16 protein-coding genes and 1 riboswitch are annotated in these 15029 nt (G+C 71.6%); of the genes, 6 read left to right on the top strand and 10 right to left on the bottom strand.

What is annotated here, in order from left to right; all coding sequences use genetic code 11:
* Positions 1-36 precede the first annotated feature (36 nt).
* Positions 37-762 (top strand): lysophospholipid acyltransferase family protein, encoded by a 726-nt coding sequence (locus ABZ919_RS27510; RefSeq protein ID WP_361252828.1) that lies wholly within the window; start codon positions 37-39, stop codon positions 760-762.
* 61 nt (positions 763-823) lie between these two features.
* A complete protein-coding gene (locus tag ABZ919_RS27505; RefSeq protein WP_361252826.1) occupies positions 824-1849 on the top strand; it encodes an NAD(P)-dependent oxidoreductase in 1026 nt (341 codons plus the stop codon).
* A gap of 51 nt (positions 1850-1900) precedes the next feature.
* On the opposite strand, the gene ABZ919_RS27500 is transcribed toward ABZ919_RS27505, so the two are convergent.
* Positions 1901-3499 (bottom strand): alpha/beta hydrolase, encoded by a 1599-nt coding sequence (locus ABZ919_RS27500; protein ID WP_361252824.1) that lies wholly within the window; start codon positions 3497-3499, stop codon positions 1901-1903.
* Positions 3500-4067: 568 nt separating this feature from the next.
* Between ABZ919_RS27500 and ABZ919_RS27495 the strand changes: the two genes are divergently transcribed.
* Positions 4068-4787 carry a hypothetical protein gene (locus tag ABZ919_RS27495; RefSeq protein ID WP_361252822.1) on the top strand — a complete coding sequence of 240 codons (720 nt, stop codon included), beginning with the start codon at positions 4068-4070 and terminating at the stop codon, positions 4785-4787.
* Between the two features lie 556 nt (positions 4788-5343).
* Here ABZ919_RS27495 and ABZ919_RS27490 read toward each other — a convergent pair.
* The 8 genes from ABZ919_RS27490 to ABZ919_RS27455 all read right to left on the bottom strand — a co-directional run bounded on the left by ABZ919_RS27490 (position 5344) and on the right by ABZ919_RS27455 (position 11799).
* Positions 5344-5934, bottom strand: a complete 591-nt coding sequence (locus ABZ919_RS27490; RefSeq protein WP_361252820.1) for a hypothetical protein — start codon at positions 5932-5934, stop codon at positions 5344-5346.
* Between the two features lie 809 nt (positions 5935-6743).
* Positions 6744-7502, bottom strand: a complete 759-nt coding sequence (locus ABZ919_RS27485; RefSeq protein WP_361252818.1) for an urease accessory protein UreD — start codon at positions 7500-7502, stop codon at positions 6744-6746.
* Positions 7499-8176, bottom strand: coding sequence for an urease accessory protein UreG (gene ureG, locus ABZ919_RS27480; protein ID WP_361252816.1), 678 nt, complete (start codon positions 8174-8176; stop codon positions 7499-7501). The genes ABZ919_RS27485 and ureG overlap by 4 nt, the downstream gene beginning before the upstream one ends.
* Before the next feature lie 102 nt (positions 8177-8278).
* The gene (locus ABZ919_RS27475) at positions 8279-8953 is read right to left on the bottom strand and encodes an urease accessory UreF family protein (protein WP_361252814.1); all 675 of its coding nucleotides are present in this window, start codon (positions 8951-8953) and stop codon (positions 8279-8281) included.
* On the bottom strand, positions 8953-10674 hold the full coding sequence (locus tag ABZ919_RS27470; RefSeq protein ID WP_361252812.1) for an urease subunit alpha: 1722 nt from the start codon (positions 10672-10674) through the stop codon (positions 8953-8955). The genes ABZ919_RS27475 and ABZ919_RS27470 overlap by 1 nt, the downstream gene beginning before the upstream one ends.
* Positions 10667-10978, bottom strand: coding sequence for an urease subunit beta (locus ABZ919_RS27465; protein ID WP_361252810.1), 312 nt, complete (start codon positions 10976-10978; stop codon positions 10667-10669). The genes ABZ919_RS27470 and ABZ919_RS27465 overlap by 8 nt, the downstream gene beginning before the upstream one ends.
* Positions 10979-10986: 8 nt before the next feature.
* A complete protein-coding gene (locus tag ABZ919_RS27460) occupies positions 10987-11289 on the bottom strand; it encodes an urease subunit gamma (RefSeq protein WP_361252808.1) in 303 nt (100 codons plus the stop codon).
* A 231-nt stretch (positions 11290-11520) separates the two neighbouring features.
* On the bottom strand, positions 11521-11799 hold the full coding sequence (locus tag ABZ919_RS27455; RefSeq protein WP_361252806.1) for a type II toxin-antitoxin system Phd/YefM family antitoxin: 279 nt from the start codon (positions 11797-11799) through the stop codon (positions 11521-11523).
* Positions 11800-11885: 86 nt separating this feature from the next.
* Between ABZ919_RS27455 and ABZ919_RS27450 the strand changes: the two genes are divergently transcribed.
* From ABZ919_RS27450 to ABZ919_RS27440, 3 genes are all read left to right on the top strand, one after another.
* Positions 11886-12521: an ATP-dependent Clp protease proteolytic subunit gene (locus ABZ919_RS27450; RefSeq protein ID WP_361252804.1), complete on the top strand. Its 636-nt coding sequence runs from the start codon at positions 11886-11888 to the stop codon at positions 12519-12521.
* A 7-nt stretch (positions 12522-12528) separates the two neighbouring features.
* Positions 12529-12834 (top strand): hypothetical protein, encoded by a 306-nt coding sequence (locus ABZ919_RS27445; RefSeq protein WP_361252802.1) that lies wholly within the window; start codon positions 12529-12531, stop codon positions 12832-12834.
* A gap of 419 nt (positions 12835-13253) precedes the next feature.
* Positions 13254-13407: riboswitch (cyclic di-AMP (ydaO/yuaA leader) on the top strand.
* A 3-nt stretch (positions 13408-13410) separates the two neighbouring features.
* The gene (locus ABZ919_RS27440; protein WP_361252800.1) at positions 13411-13884 is read left to right on the top strand and encodes a C40 family peptidase; all 474 of its coding nucleotides are present in this window, start codon (positions 13411-13413) and stop codon (positions 13882-13884) included.
* A gap of 642 nt (positions 13885-14526) precedes the next feature.
* Here the strand turns inward: ABZ919_RS27440 and ABZ919_RS27435 are convergent.
* The gene (locus ABZ919_RS27435; RefSeq protein ID WP_361252798.1) at positions 14527-14985 is read right to left on the bottom strand and encodes an ATP-binding protein; all 459 of its coding nucleotides are present in this window, start codon (positions 14983-14985) and stop codon (positions 14527-14529) included.
* Positions 14986-15029 lie beyond the last annotated feature (44 nt).

The raw sequence follows: 15029 nt of genomic DNA, 5'->3' as shown, positions 1-15029 counted from the left end.
GTCTCAAGGGGTGGCTGGTGATGTGAGGAGCGAGCCGTGTTCTACTACCTGCTCAAGTACGTGCTGCTGGGCCCCCTGCTGAGACTCGTCTTCCGGCCCCGCATCGAGGGTCTGGAGCACGTGCCGGCCTCCGGACCCGCGATCGTCGCCGGGAACCATCTGTCCTTCTCCGACCACTTCCTGATGCCGGCGATGCTCAAGCGCCGCATCACCTTCCTCGCCAAGGCGGAGTACTTCACCGGTCCGGGGCTCAAGGGCCGGCTCACCGCGTTCTTCTTCCGCAGCGCCGGGCAGATCCCCGTGGACCGCTCGGGCAAGGATGCGGGGCAGGCGGCGATCCGCGAGGGCCTGAAGGTGCTGGGCAGGGGCGAGTTGCTCGGGATCTACCCGGAGGGCACCCGTTCGCACGACGGCAGGCTCTACAAGGGCAAGGTCGGTGTCGCCGTGATGGCGCTGAGGGCCGGGGTGCCGGTGGTTCCGTGCGCCATGATCGGCACCTTCGAGGCGCAGCCGCCCGGGAAGGTCATCCCGAGCATCCGCCCCGTCACCATTCGCTTCGGCAAGCCCCTCGACTTCTCCCGCTATGCCGGCATGGAGGGGGAGAAGGCGGTCCTGCGGGCCGTCACCGACGAGATCATCTACGCCATTCTGACGCTGTCCGGTCAGGAGTACGTCGACGAGTACGCCGCCGTCGTCAAGGAGCAGCAGGCCGCGCAGAAGGGTGGCAGGGAGCGCAGGTTCCCGCGGACACCGCTGAGCTGACCGCCTCTGCCGTCGGCAGAAGATCCTCGGCTCGGGCGGCCCGCTTGCGTAGGCTCGCCGCATGAAGAGGGCTGTGGTGATCGGGGCGAGCGGGCAGATCGGCCGTCCGACGGTGAACGCGCTGGTGCGGGACGGCTGGGAGGTGACGGCGGCCTCGCGCAGCGGCGGCCGGGACGAGGCGTGGGACGACGGGGTGCGGACGGTCCGGCTGGACCGCACCGACGACGCGGCCCTGGCCCGAGTGATCGGCGACGGCTGCGAGCTGGTGGTCGACGTGGTCGCCTACGACGCGTCCCACGCCCGGCAGTTGACGTCTCTCGGGGGCCGTGTCGGCTCGGCGGTCGTGATCTCCAGTGTGTCCGTCTACGACGACGGCAAGGGCCGGAACTTCGACACGCTGCACGAGCCGGACGGCGTGCCCGCCTATCCGGTGCCGATCCCCGAGAGCCAGCCGACGGTGGCTCCGGGCGAGATGTCGTACAGCACCCGGAAGGCCGCGCTGGAACGTGAACTCCTCGCGGACGGCGCGAGCTTGCCGGTCACCGTGCTGCGGCCGGGCGCGGTGCACGGGCGGCACAGTCCGCTCCCCCGTGAGCTGTACTTCGTGAAGCGGAATCTGGACGGCAGGCGCATGCGGGTGCTCGCCCACCGGGGTGAGAGCCGGTTCCATCCGGCGAGCACCCGGAACATCGCCGAGTTGGTGCGGCTGGCGGCGGCCCGGCCCGGTTCCCGGGTGCTCAACGCCTGCGACGGCGAGGCGCCGACGGTCGCCCAGATCGGCGCGGCGGTCGACGCGGTGATGGGCGTGGAGACGGAGACGACGTTCCTCGACGGTCCGCCCGAGGGTTCCGTGGGCGGGACCCCGTGGACGTCGGCGCTTCCGATCGTCGCCGACATGTCCGCCGCCGAACGTGAGCTGGGCCACCGGCCGGTGGTGTCGTACGCCGGGAGCCTGCCGGAGACGGTGCAGTGGCTGACCGAGGTACTGGCCTCCGGGCGGGACTGGCGGGAGTGCTTCCCGCTCCTCGCCCAGGTGAGTCCGGATCTGTTCGACTACGCCGCGGAGGACGCCTGGCTCGCGGCATGAGTGAGGGGCGGCCGGGTTCTCCGGCCGCCCCTCGTCACCGCACGGGCCCGGTTACGGCTTGGGCGTGGCGTGCGGGCCGCAGGTCACGTCCGCGCCGTCCAGCTTGCCGTCGAGCAGATAGGCCTCGACACGCTGGTTGATGCAGGGGTTGACCAGGCCGGTCACACCGTGCGAGCCGGCGTCCTTCTCGGTGATCAGCCGGGAGCCCTGGAACCGCTTGTGCAGTTCGACGGCACCCTCGTACGGGGTGGCGGCGTCCCGCGTGGACTGCACGATCAGCACCTGCGGCAGACCCTTGTGGGTCTTCACGTCGACCGGGGTCCGCTGCTTGACGGGCCAGGTGGCGCAGGGCAGGTTCATCCAGGCGTTGGCCCAGGTCATGAACGGGTAGTCCTTGTTGAGCCGGGTGTTGTCCCGGTCCCACTTCGTCCAGCTGGTGGGCCACTTGGCGTCGGTGCACTCGACGGCCGTGTAGACGGCGTTGCCGTTCTCCGCGGAGATGTTGCCGGCGGTGTTCGACAGGTCGGGGGCGGCGGCGTCGACCAGCGCCTTGGTGTCACCGGCGACGTACTTGCTGAACACCGTGGCGACCGGCACCCACGAGGAGTCGTAGTACGGCGCGCTCTGGAAGAAGGAGATCAGCTCGGCCGGGCCGACGACCCCGCCGATGGGGCTCTTCTTGGCGGTGGCGCGCAGCTGCAGCCACTTGGCCTGGACGGCGTCGCGGGTGGTGCCGAGGTGGAAGGCGGCGTCGTTGGCGGCGACCCAGTCCTCCCAGTCCTTCCAGCGGCCCTCGAAGGCGATGTCCTGGTTCAGGTTGGCCTGGTACCAGATGTTCTCGCGGGCGGGGTTGACCACGCTGTCCACGATCATGCGGCGCAGGTGGCCCGGGAAGAGGGTGCCGTACACGGCGCCGAGGTAGGTGCCGTAGGACACGCCGAGGTAGTTGAGCTTCTTCTCGCCCAGGGCGGCACGGATGACGTCCAGGTCGCGGGCGGTGTTCGGCGTGGTCATCTGCTGGAGCATCGCGTGGCCGGTGCGCTCCAGGCAGCCGTCCGCGTATTCACGGGCCAGCTTGCGCTGGGCGGTCTTGTCCGCCTCCGTGTCCGGCACCGGGTCCATCTTCGGCGCCTTCACGAACTCCTGCGGGTCCTCGCAGGAGATGGGCGCCGAGTGGCCGACGCCGCGCGGGTCGAAGCCCACGAAGTCATAGGCCTTGGCGACGTTCGCCCAGACGGGGTTCTTGTTGGTCACCCGGGTCGGGAAACGCAGACCCGAACCGCCGGGGCCGCCCGGGTTGTAGACGAGCGAGCCCTGACGCTCACCCTTGGTGCCGGTGTTGCCGATACGGTCGACGGCAAGCTTGACCTGCTTGCCGTACGGGTGGGCGTAGTCGACGGGCACGCTGACCCAGCCGCACTGGATGGGCTTCGCGAACCCCCAGTCGGCGGGGCAGTCCTGCCAGTCGATGCCCGCCTTGGCGGCGCGGGCGGCGGCGATGGCGGCGCCCTGTGCCTCCCGGTCCTGGCCGGTCCGGCCGGCGGCGCTGGCCGCGGGAGCCGAGACGGCGCCGGCGATCAGGGTGGCGGTGACGAGCGCTCCGGCCGAACCGAGCGCCAGCAGGCGGCTCTTCGGTCTGTTGTCCCTCAAGTGGGCCCTCCCCCTACATCAGGATCACTGCGAGTGGTCAGCCCGGGGATCCTCTCCGCTGTGAGCCGTCCGAGAACAGGGGTCGCGGCCCATCTTTACCAATCCGATAACCGGATGATCATGTTCGTGTCGGGAAGTCCGGTCGCCATGGGATGCGCTGCGGGTACCGCGACCGCACCGCCACCGGTTGTGTGAGGCAATTGTCGCTGCGGCAACGGCCGGTGACGTGTCGTCTGCTCCGCCTCGAGGACTTGACGGCCTCGCCGCTGAAGCCGCGTGGGGAGACCTGCACGTGGACCTGGCGGGCAACCGGAGTCGGCGGTGTTCCACACCACGGCCCGCCCTCGGGAAGGCGGCCGCCCCACGGTCCGCCGCCCACCGTGGCGCGCACCCGGAGCCGCCCACGACCCACCAGCGACGCCGACACTGCTGCGGTTGAGTGACAAGGATCGCGGCTCCCCGAAGACGCTCACGGTCTGACGAGCTGATTTCTCTTACCTTCTTGTGAGATTCGGATGTGTCACCCAGCAGGCGGCCGCCTGCGTCCGCCACCCATGGAGGTCATCGGATGAATCTTCGAGCCTGGGTTGCAGCGCCGCTGGCGGGTGCGGTTTTCGCCCTCGTGTCGCCGTCGCCATGCGTCGCCGCGCAGGCCTCTGCTCCGCACGCGTACACCTCCCTGCGGCTCCAGGAAGACGATGACGACGACGGGCCCCACGGCCCATGGCGTCCCTGCCACAGTCCCCGCGGCGTCGTGCTCATCGACAAGACCCTGAGGGCGATTCTGACCAATGGCCGGCGCGGGCCGGAGGCCACCGTCCTCCAAGGGGACACGGGATCGGCCTCGTCACCGGTGGCGCCGTGGACCACCTTTTCCGTCTCGACGTACCTGAACGTCAATTACCCCACCCAGACCACAAGTCAGTACGAGTTCAGGATCCGTGCCTTCTACAGGGTGCACCCGCTCTTCGAGGTGAAGGCCTTCGACAATCACCGGCGGCTCTTTCCCTTCCCGGCCGCCCACTGCGACAGCGGGAAGGACGACGCAGAACGCGGGAACGGCGCTCCTCCGCATGGCGGTGCGACTCCGAACGGGAGGGGCTCGTCCGGCTCCCCGCTGCCCGGGGCGGGCGCCCTTTCCCCAGTTCCCCGTGACAGCACGGCCGCCGGCTGGAGCACCGGCCTGCTGAGCGCGAAGAACATCGCGATCGGGGTCGGCACTCTGCTGGTCCTTCTGGGAACGCTGGCCACGGCCTGGCTTCGCCGACGTCGTTCATCTGCCGACTGATACTCGACCGACACAAGCGGAACCGGCAAGGGGAACCAGCAGCGCCCCGGGCCCCTGACGTCACGTCAGGGGCCGCCCTGACGTGCGCGAAGCCCTCGGCGCCGGTGGGGCGCGCCTGTCACCCGAGCCAGGTCCTGGCCGGTCCGGCTCTTTCGCTCGCCCAGATGCGCGGCCGGGTTGACGAAGGTCCACGTTCCCCTGGCAGGACGTTGCTGCCCGCCGACCGCATCGCGGGGCGACCGTCCTCCACTGCTCCGGCAGGTACGGACGGCACAGCGTGAACGCGCAGCATCTCGCCGCCCTGCCGGGCCGCCTGCTGGTGGCTGCCGCCCACGCCGCCCCCGCCGCCCACACTGCCCGGCGCTGTCCACGACCCCCGTGCCCCCCCGGGAGAGCGGTATCACCCACGCTCTCGTGCAGGCCCGCGCCACCTGCCGGCCGGACAAGGGTTACCGGAGCGCCGGCGGTCCCGTCCGGCCGGCATGGCGACTCCTGCGCCGGCTCCGATGCTGACTTCTGGCCTGACCAGCCGGTTCAATCGGCCTCGCCAGCCGGTTCAATCGTCCTCGTCGTCCGCCTGGCCGGCGACATTCGGCTCGTCGTCCGGTGCCGGCCGGCCGACCCCGGTGTGGCCATCGGAGGGCGAGCCGGGCGGGTTCTCCGCCGACGGCAGCCCCTGTGGGCCGACCGCCGCGGGCGGCTGCGCCTCGTCGCTGCCACTGGTCGCCGGAGGTGTCTCGGAAGGCCCGGCCGGGAGCGAGTGCGGCTTGCGGTGGTGGCGCACGTGGCCCCCGTGGCTGGACGTCACCGTGGGACTGGCCTGCACCATGGGGCTGGGCTCGGCCGTGGCGCTGGGCCTGGCCGAGTGGTGGTGCTTGGACGAGTGCGGGGGTCCGGCCAAACGGCCGAGCGCGACCGAGCCGTCGCTGCTTCCCTCGTTGCTTCCCTCGTTGCTTCCCGCGTTGTTTCCCTGGTTGCCTCCAGAGGAGGCCGAGGGCGACGCGGAGGCGGAGGCGGAAGCGGAGGCGGAGGAACTGGCGCTGGCCGAGGCGCTCGGAAGCGGGTCATGGGGACAGAGCCAATTGGGGTCCTTGACCCCGTAGCTCAGGCCCCACTCCTTGTCGCAGCCGCCCCAGTACGTTCTCACCCAGCCGCAGTAAGGGCCGCCGTAGCTCCAGCAGGGAAGCGCTGATTGCTGCGGGACCGGTTCCGGGGGTGACTGGGACGATTCGGCTCTGCCCCACGAGAGGCCGGCGGCGCTGACCATGCGGACCTGCGTGGCATCGGCACTCCGTGGTGTCCAGTCCGCGAAGAAGAAGGGCACGCCGATGGCTGAGGCGGAAGCCGCCACCGTTGCGGCAGCGAGAACGCCGCGGATCAGGTGCATGACTGTTCCTCTCGGCTTTGTGGTCTGTGGCAGATGCGGACGAAACTCTGTGCGCGGGCGCCCCCGCTGTGAGCGCTGGAGCCGAACGTATGGTTTGCGGACCTTCCCAACAATCAGCGAACCGCCGGTCAGGTGGGCTTGCTCCGCTTTTTTCACTCGAAGAGTCCCGCCAGCTCCACCGTCATGCGACAGTGGCAGGGCCTGCCGGTAGTGCTGGGCCGGGTGCTGGTTGCACCGGCCGGCAGGGATCGACCGCCGGTGGCGGCTGTCGTGCCGAGGTCGTCGTGCCCTTGCTGTCCTGCAGAGGCTCCACGGGCGCAGGCCCGGTGGCGGTCTTCCGGCGCGAGCCGGAACGAGACGCCGCGGCCATGACCGGCATCTGCCACGATCACCGACACCCCCAGCCCCCGGTCAGCCGTCCAGCGGCCCCAGGGCCAGGCGGCTCCCACCCCGCAGGCACGATGCCGCGTCGGTGCCCGCCTGCCCGCCGGCCACGACCCGGCGACCCGGCGAACCCATGCGGTCAGAGCACTGGCTCCGCGCCGTTCCCACGCCCCTCCACGGGCGCTTCAGCTGAGCCCTGCCAGTGCTTCGTCCAAGAGCCGTCGTAGCCTCAGCGCGTCCGGTGCCACGGCGCTCACCAGGGCCGCCGGGCCGGCCAGCGGTGTCAGGGCAGCGCACTCGTCCAGCATCCGAGTCTCGACCGGTCGGTCCTCGTACTCGGGCCGCACGACCACGAGTTGCCCCACCGCCCGGTGCCCCGCCAGCACCGCCGGACCGTCCCAGCCACCCGGCGCCCCAGGCCCACAGGCCAGCTCCTGGTCCAGCACCGTCCGGCCGGCGACCCGCACGGTCAGGCGGCTGGTGAGGCGCCCGGGTTCCTCTCCCACCCGCCCGAGCACCTGCTCCTCGCGCAGCACCAGCCGCGCCCCCGCGGCGAGTTCGGCCCGGGTGGTGACGTGCAGGTCGCTGCCGCGGGCCGCGATCAACTGTTCCGGCAGCCAGCGCAGTTCGCCGCCCTCGGCCACGTCGAGCCGTACGTCGTAGCGGGCCTCGCCCCCGGCCTGGCCGGGCAGGGCGAGGGTGGCGGCGGCCGAGCCGACGTGCAGCCGGGCGCTCTGCGCCACGCTGGCCGTGAGCGCGAGGCGGTCGCCACCGAGCGGGCCGCTCATCGCACCGACGACCATGACCCTCGCCTCGGCACCGCCGGACCGGACGCGGCGCAGGGCCAGCGGGCCCTCGCCCGCCAGCACCGGCAGCGCGGTGCCGCCGCGGCCGTCGGCGCGGGCGACGATCCGGGCGTGCGCCCGCACCCCGGTGGCCGTCATGCCGTCCACGCGGCGAGCCGCCCGCGCACCCAGGCGGCCACTTCCGCGACACCGTCCTCGCTGCGCAAGGACTGCAGGACCACGGGAAGTTCGGCGCGCTGGGCCTTGGCGTCGGCGGCCATCCGGGAGAGGTCGGAGCCGACGTGCGGCGCGAGGTCGGTCTTGTTGACGACGAGCAGGTCGGCGGTGGTGACACCGGGGCCGCCCTTGCGCGGGATGTCGTCCCCGCCGGCCACGTCGATCACGAAGATCTGCGCGTCCACCAGCCCCTTGGAGAAGGTGGCGGTGAGGTTGTCGCCGCCGGACTCGACGAGGATCAGATCCAGGGGGCCGACCGCGTCCTCCAGGTCCTCCACGGCTTCGAGGTTGGCGGAGATGTCGTCGCGGATCGCGGTGTGAGGGCAGGCGCCCGTCTCCACGGCCGTGATCCGCTCCGGCGGCAGTACCGCCTCCCGCAGCAGGAACTCGGCGTCCTCGCGGGTGTAGATGTCATTGGTGACGACGGCGAGCGACAGCTCGTCGCGCAGGGCCCGGCAGAGCGCGGCGACGGTCGCGGTCTTCCCGGAGCCGACGGGGCCGCCGAGGCCGATGCGCAGCGCGCGGGGCGAGCCGTCGGGGCGGTGCGCGTCCGCGCTGAGGGCGGCGGGGCCGTCGTGGGTGTGGTCGAGGTGCATGTACGGCTCCTGGGGTGCGAGAGGCCGGGCCACTCGTTCGGTGGCCCGGGTGGGGCGGTCGCCCGTCGCCCGGGCGAGCGAGTACGGCGACGGGGTGGAAGGTCAGGAGGCGAACAGCCGTACCGGCCAAGCGGCGTGCCCTTCGGCCATGACCTCCAGCAGCGGCGCCGAGGCCGCGGGGAGCGCGTCGACGCCCTCGTCGCGCACGGCGTGTGCCGCCGCCACGGCCCGGTCCACGACACGGTCCAGCTCGGCGGCCAGCCGTGCCAGAACCGCCGTGGCGTCGAAGGGGTCCAGGCTCAGCAGGCGCACGGTCGCCGTCGCCGGCCCGCTCACGCTCTCGTACGCCGCGCAGTACGCCGCGTCCTGCGGGGCGAGGCCGGCCGCCCGCGCGGCGAGCCCGAGGACCACCGGCTGGTGTGCGCCCTTGGGGAACTGCTGGGCCAGCGCGTCGAGTTCGCCCGAGGGCCAGGCCGCCCGGGCGGCCCGCAGCAGCTGCCTCCCGAGCCGGCGAGCGGCGGTCCGCAGGGCCGGAGAGGGCGTGCGGGCGTCCGCCGCCGCGTCCATCTCGCCGGGATCCGCGCCGAGAACGACGGCGGCCGCCAGTGCCGCCGCGACGAGACCGGCGGTGTGCAGCCGGCCCCGGCAGAAGTCCTCCAGGCTCGCGGCGGAGCTGATCCGGCCCGCCCTGACGGCGGCCTCCGCCCCGCCGGAGTGCGCGTGCCCTCCGGCGGGGAAGCGGCCGTCGGCCAGGACGAGGAGTGCTGCCCTGCCCATCAGAAGAGGAAGTAGCGCTGGGCCATGGGCAGTTCTGCGGCAGGCGTCGCCTCGACCAGCTCGCCGTCGATGTGCACGGCGAAGCTGTCGGGGTCGATCCGGACGTCGGGCCGGGCGTCGTTCTCCCGCATGTCGGCCTTGGTCACCGCACGCGTGGACCCGATCGCCCGGAACCGCTTGCCGAGGCCCAGCCGCTCCGGCAGGCCGTCCTCGATCGCCAACTGGCTGACGAAGTTGACCGAGTTGGCGGCCGGGGCCCGGCCGATCGCGCCGTACATCGGGCGGGGCAGGATCGGCTGCGGGGTGGGGATGGAGGCGTTGGCGTCGCCCATCTGCGCGTACGCGATCTGTCCGCCCTTGATGACGAGCAGCGGCTTGACGCCGAAGAAGGCGGGCTCCCACAGCACGAGGTCGGCGAGCTTGCCGGTCTCCACGGAGCCGATCTCGGCGTCGAGGCCCTGGGCGAGGGCGGGGTTGATCGTGTACTTGGCGACATAACGCCGTACCCGGTGGTTGTCCGCCCGTCCGTCCCCCGGCAGTGCGCCGCGCCTTCGCTTCATGACATGGGCCGTCTGCCAGGTGCGCAGGATCACCTCGCCGACGCGGCCCATGGCCTGGGAGTCGGAGGAGATGATGGAGATCGCGCCGAGGTCGTGGAGGACGTCCTCCGCGCCGATGGTGGACGGCCGGATCCGGGACTCGGCGAACGCCAGGTCCTCCGGGACCGCCGGGTTGAGGTGGTGGCACACCATCAGCATGTCGAGGTGTTCCTCGGCGGTGTTGACGGTGAACGGGCGGGTCGGGTTGGTGGAGCTGGGCAGCACGTTGGGCTGCGAGACCACCGTCATGATGTCCGGCGCGTGCCCGCCGCCGGCGCCCTCGGTGTGGTACGAGTGGATGCCGCGGCCCGCGATCGCGGCCAGGGTGTCGCCGACGAAACCGGCTTCGTTCAACGTGTCGGTGTGGATGGCGACCTGGATGCCCGTGCGGTCGGCGACGGTGAGCGCGGCGTCGATGACGGCCGGGGTCGAGCCCCAGTCCTCGTGCAGCTTCAGGCCCGCGGCGCCGCCCCTGATCTGGGAGAGCATCGCCTCGTGCGAGACGGTGTTGCCCTTGCCGAGGAAGCCGACGTTGACCGGGTAGGCCTCCATCGCCTCGAACATCCGGGCCAGGTGCCAGGGGCCGGGGGTGACGGTGGTGGCCTTGGAGCCCTCGGCGGGACCGGTGCCGCCGCCGACCAGGGTGGTGATGCCGCAGGCCAGCGCCTCGTCGGCGATCTGGGGGCAGATGAAGTGCACGTGCGCGTCGATGGCACCGGCGGTGAGGATCCGTCCGTTGCCCGCGATGATCTCGGTCTCGGGCCCGATGACCAGGTCGGGGTGGACGCCGTCCATGGTGTCCGGGTTGCCGGCCTTGCCGATCCCGGTGATCCGGCCGTCGCGGACGCCGACGTCGGCCTTGACGACGCCCCAGTGGTCGACGACGACGGCGCCGGTGATCACGGTGTCCGGGGTGCCGTCGGCGCGGGTCGCGCGGGACTGGCCCATGGACTCGCGGATGACCTTGCCACCGCCGAAGACCGCCTCGTCGCCGGAGCTGCCGGGTCCGCCGGAGCGGTCCTCCTCGATCTCGATCAGCAGGTCGGTGTCGGCGAGCCGGATGCGGTCACCGGTGGTGGGGCCGAACAGGTCGGCGTAGGCGCCGCGGGAGATCTCAGGCATCGAGCGCACCCCCCGTTTCCCCGCGCAGACCGGGCACGACCCGGGCGCCGGCGAGGGGTACGAGTTCGACGTCGGCGGGGATGCCGGGCTCGAAGCGCACGGCGGTGCCGGCGGCGATGTTCAGCCGCTTGCCGCGGGCCGCGGCACGGTCGAACTCCAGGCCGGGGTTGGCCTCGGCGAAGTGGTAGTGGGAGCCGACCTGGACCGGCCGGTCGGCGGCGTTGAGGACGGTCAGACGAGTGACCTCGCGACCGGCGTTGAAGCTGACGGGGTCGTCCGCGAACAGAATCTCTCCGGGAATCATCGCGCCCCTCAGATGATCGGCTCGTGGACGGTGACGAGCTTGGTGCCGTCCGGGAAGGTGGCCTCCACCTGAACGTCGTGGATCATCTCGGCAACCCCGTCCATGACGTCGTCCCTCGTGAGGAGCTTGCGGCCGGAGGACATCAGCTCGGCGACCGTACGGCCGTCACGCGCTCCCTCGAGGATGTGCGACGTGATGAGGGCGACCGCTTCCGGGTGGTTGAGCCTGAGCCCGCGGGCCCGGCGCTTCTCGGCGACGTCGGCCGCCACGTGGATCAGCAGCCTCTCTTGCTCGTGCGGGGTCAGTTGCACGTCCCACCTCACAGTCCTTGCTCCGGACCGTGCGGGGTCCGGTTGCCGCAGCCATCACGACGGGGATAGGTGTAAAAAAAACACGCAGACAAACCCCGGGATCGCCCTCGATCCGGGCAGAAAACCCCTGATGACGTGGATCTGCAGGCTAGTTCGCCGGAGTTTCAGCGACGTTAACCAGACCTTGATCCGCCGATGACCGCGCGATGGGGCCCCCGATACCGGCGCGCATCAGGAGGTGCCGGGACCGCGATGCTCGGCGGCGATCCCGAACCGCTGCTGTTCGCGCCCGGCGGAACGGGCCTCACGGACGCCCGACACCGAGCTGATGACCTGCTCCTCCGCCGGCTCGTCGAGCGCGTCCAGCCGCTCCAGATCGGCGGCCGAGACCAGCGCGACCAGCGGCTTGCCGTGCCGTGTCACGACGACGCGCTCACCGCCGTACACGACGCGGTTGATCAGGTCGGCGAGCTCAGCCCTGGCTTGCGTCACCGGAATTTCGTAGGCCATACCCCCATCATACCGTCACGTACGTCCTGTACATTTTTTACAGACGCCGAGCCGATAGCGGCTGGGCGATGAGAAGGGGTGTGCCCATGTCCCGAGCGTTCGCCCGTCATGTCCTGCCCGAGTTCACCGAGCGCACCGGCGGCGGCGTGCGCACGCTCGACCCCTACGGCAAGCTCTTCGAGGACCGGATCGTCTTCCTGGGAACGCCGCTGGACGACGCGGCCGCGAACGACGTGATGGCGCAGTTCATGTACCTGGAACACGCGGCCCCGGAACGGGACATCACGCTGTACGTCAACTCTCCGGGCGGTTCGTCCAGCGCGCTGACAGCCGTCTACGACACGATGCGCTACGTCAGTTGCGACGTGGCGACCTACTGCCTGGGCCAGGCCGCCTCCCAGGCCGCGCTGCTGCTCGCGGCCGGCACACCCGGCAAGCGGTTCACCCTGCCCGGCGCGCGCGTGGTGATCGCACAGCCCCGGCTCCCCGAGCCCGTTCAGGGCCAGCCGAGCGACCTGCTGATCCAGGCGGACGAATTGGCCCGGGTCCGCGCACTGACGGAGGAGATGCTGGTCCGGCACACGGGGCGCACGGACGAACAGGTGCACCGCGACCTGGAACGGGACTTGGTCCTCGACGCCCCGGCAGCCGTGGCCTACGGCCTGGTCGACGCGATCGTGCCCAGCCGGCGGAGCATCCCCGGCGCACCGGACCCGAGGTGAGCCGACGATGCTGCCGGACCTGCCGCCGCTGCCCGCGCTGACGCGCGCCGAGGGCGAACTGATCGACCGTTACCTGGAGGCGGCCGACCTGCTGGGCCGCGTCAATCCCGCGCACGGCGGGGACACGTATCGCGGGCTGCGCGCGGCCCAGGCGCTGGTGCGCAAGGCCGCAGAGCTGCGTGACGCCCTCGCGTTGATGCACCAGCGGGGCGAGACGGAGGTCCACGGGGACACGCTGGCACGGGCCTTGCGGGTGCTGGACGGTGAACGCCGTACCGCGCGCGTCGCGCTCCCGCCCGACGGCGTCGGCTGAGCCGGACGTCCGACCGGCCGGACCGGACCCGAGTGTCGACACGCTCCGCCCGAACGGGACGTGAAACGACCCGAACGACCTACCGCCGACCGGTGGACGTCGAGATCGTTCTCGCGGCCTTTCGGGTTGCGCACCGTGCACGTCGGACACTCGGAAGCAGGGGCTTCGTCCCAGGTCCGGGGCTACGCCCGGGTTCTGACGTCGTCTCGAACACGGCACTGTCCACCCGAACGGGTGAGTGGTGAGTAATGCCACAAATCCCCGTTTCCATTGGGATTTTCAGACTGCCGTGAGCCAAGATCCCTGTCTGACGACAAGCCCCCGCCACCGCGGCGGGGCGGTCCGGGCGGACGCCGAGTCCTGCCGCCGCCCGGATGACCGGTCGACAGGAGTGGATCGGCAGGAGTGGAGGACCCGAGCAAGACGGGTCGCCGGAGCGGACGTTCGTCTGGCAGTCACAGACGGGCCGAGGTTCCGAGCAGCCCTTGGGGTGAAGCCGCGGCAACGCGGCCGGGCAACTTCGCCAGCCCGAATCCGACAGGTCATCCTTCACAGGCGGCTGACGAAGGGTTGCGCATGACTGCGCTCAATCGTGTCCCGTCGCTCATGGCCCGGGCCGGCACGGCCTCGGCCCTCACCCTTGCCGCCGTCGGTGGCTCGATCGCGGTCCCGGGTCTCGCCACCGATGCCTCGGCCGCGACACTCGCGACGAAAGCACTGCAGGTCGCGGCCTCCAAGAAGGGCTCGCCGTACCAGTACGGAGCCACCGGGCCGCGCCGTTTCGACTGCTCGGGGCTGACGCTCTACTCGTTCAAGAAGGCGGGCAAGACCCTGCCGCGCACCGCCGCCCAGCAGTACAACAAGACGCACCACATCTCCGCCGGCAGCCGCAGGGCCGGCGACCTGGTGTTCTTCCACTCGGGCTCCAGCGTCTACCACGTCGGCATCTACGCCGGCCACGGGAAGATCTGGCACGCGCCGAAGACCGGGTCCGTGGTGAGGCTCGAGAAGATCTGGACCAGGAGCGTCTGGTACGGCCGGGTCAGCTGACTCGCCAGAGGGTGGGAGCAGCTCCGGTCAGAGGGCCGCTCCCGCCCGTCAGCGCCACCCCGGTACCCGCCCGGAGCCCGTGGGCGGCCCCGTGGGCGGCCCGCGGCGCCGCGACCGCCTGCCCGGCGTCGCGGCGGCACGCCGTCCCCTAGGGGCACCGTCTCGCTGGGGCGCCGATCCTCGGGCGCCGTCGACCAGTCACCGCCCCGAACGCCACCAGGCCACTCGTCCTCATGTCCGGCGTCACCGCAGGGACACGACCGCCGGCGCGCCACTCCCCCGGCCCCTTCTCGCCAAGCAGCCGTCACCCCGGCTCCGGCGACCGGCCCCTCACCCGACGACACCCTTCGTACCCGTACCCCATCGCCACCAGCCCGTCGCGACCGGCGTCACCGCGGGCCCCGCGTTCCGATGCCCGACGCTCCGAACCCGCCCGCCCCCACACCCCTCACCGACAGCCCGTCACCCCGCCGCCGCCACCGGCCCTCGCCCCCTGGGCCCCATACCACTCGCCGACGACCCCACACCGACCGCCACGCACCGCCCCGCACGGACCCTCATCCCCGGCGCCGCCGCCCGACACAGGCAGACGGCCCGGAGAGAGCAGCACCGGTCCAGCGCCGCGCCCGCCCCGCCGGGGGGCTACGGCTCCTGGGGGCCAGCTGCCGGGACCGGTTCGGCCGGGGTGGCCCAGGGGAGCTCGATGGAGACCGTCTTGCCGCCCTCCCGGGTGGGGCGGACGCGGAGTTTGCCGCCGCACTCGGCGGTGAGCCAGCGGATGATGACCATGCCGCGGCCGTTGTCCTGCTGGACGGCGGCAGGCAGTCTCTTCGGAAAGCGCGGATGACTGTCCGTGACGCCGATGCGTAGATGTTCGTCACGGTCCAGCGCGATGTCGACCGTGAAGGTGGGTGACTGACCGAAGGTGTGCTGTACGGCGTTCGTGGCGAGTTCGGAGACGATGAGCCGAACCGTGTCGGCCACGTCGGTGTCCGACGGCAGGCCCCACTCCGCGAGCGTGCCCACGACGTAGGTGCGGGCGGCGGACACCGAGGCGGGATCGCTCGGCAGAGTGACGGATGCTTCCAAATGGTCTGCCATGGCGACGTCGTCCCTTTCCCACGGGACCGCAGTCCGACACGGAG

Source organism: Streptomyces sp. NPDC046759 (genome assembly GCF_040645475.1).
Classification (GTDB): Bacteria; Actinomycetota; Actinomycetes; order Streptomycetales; family Streptomycetaceae; genus Streptomyces.
The sequence above is the reverse complement of the archived record's forward strand: the minus strand, read 5'-3'. Positions and strand labels throughout refer to the sequence as shown.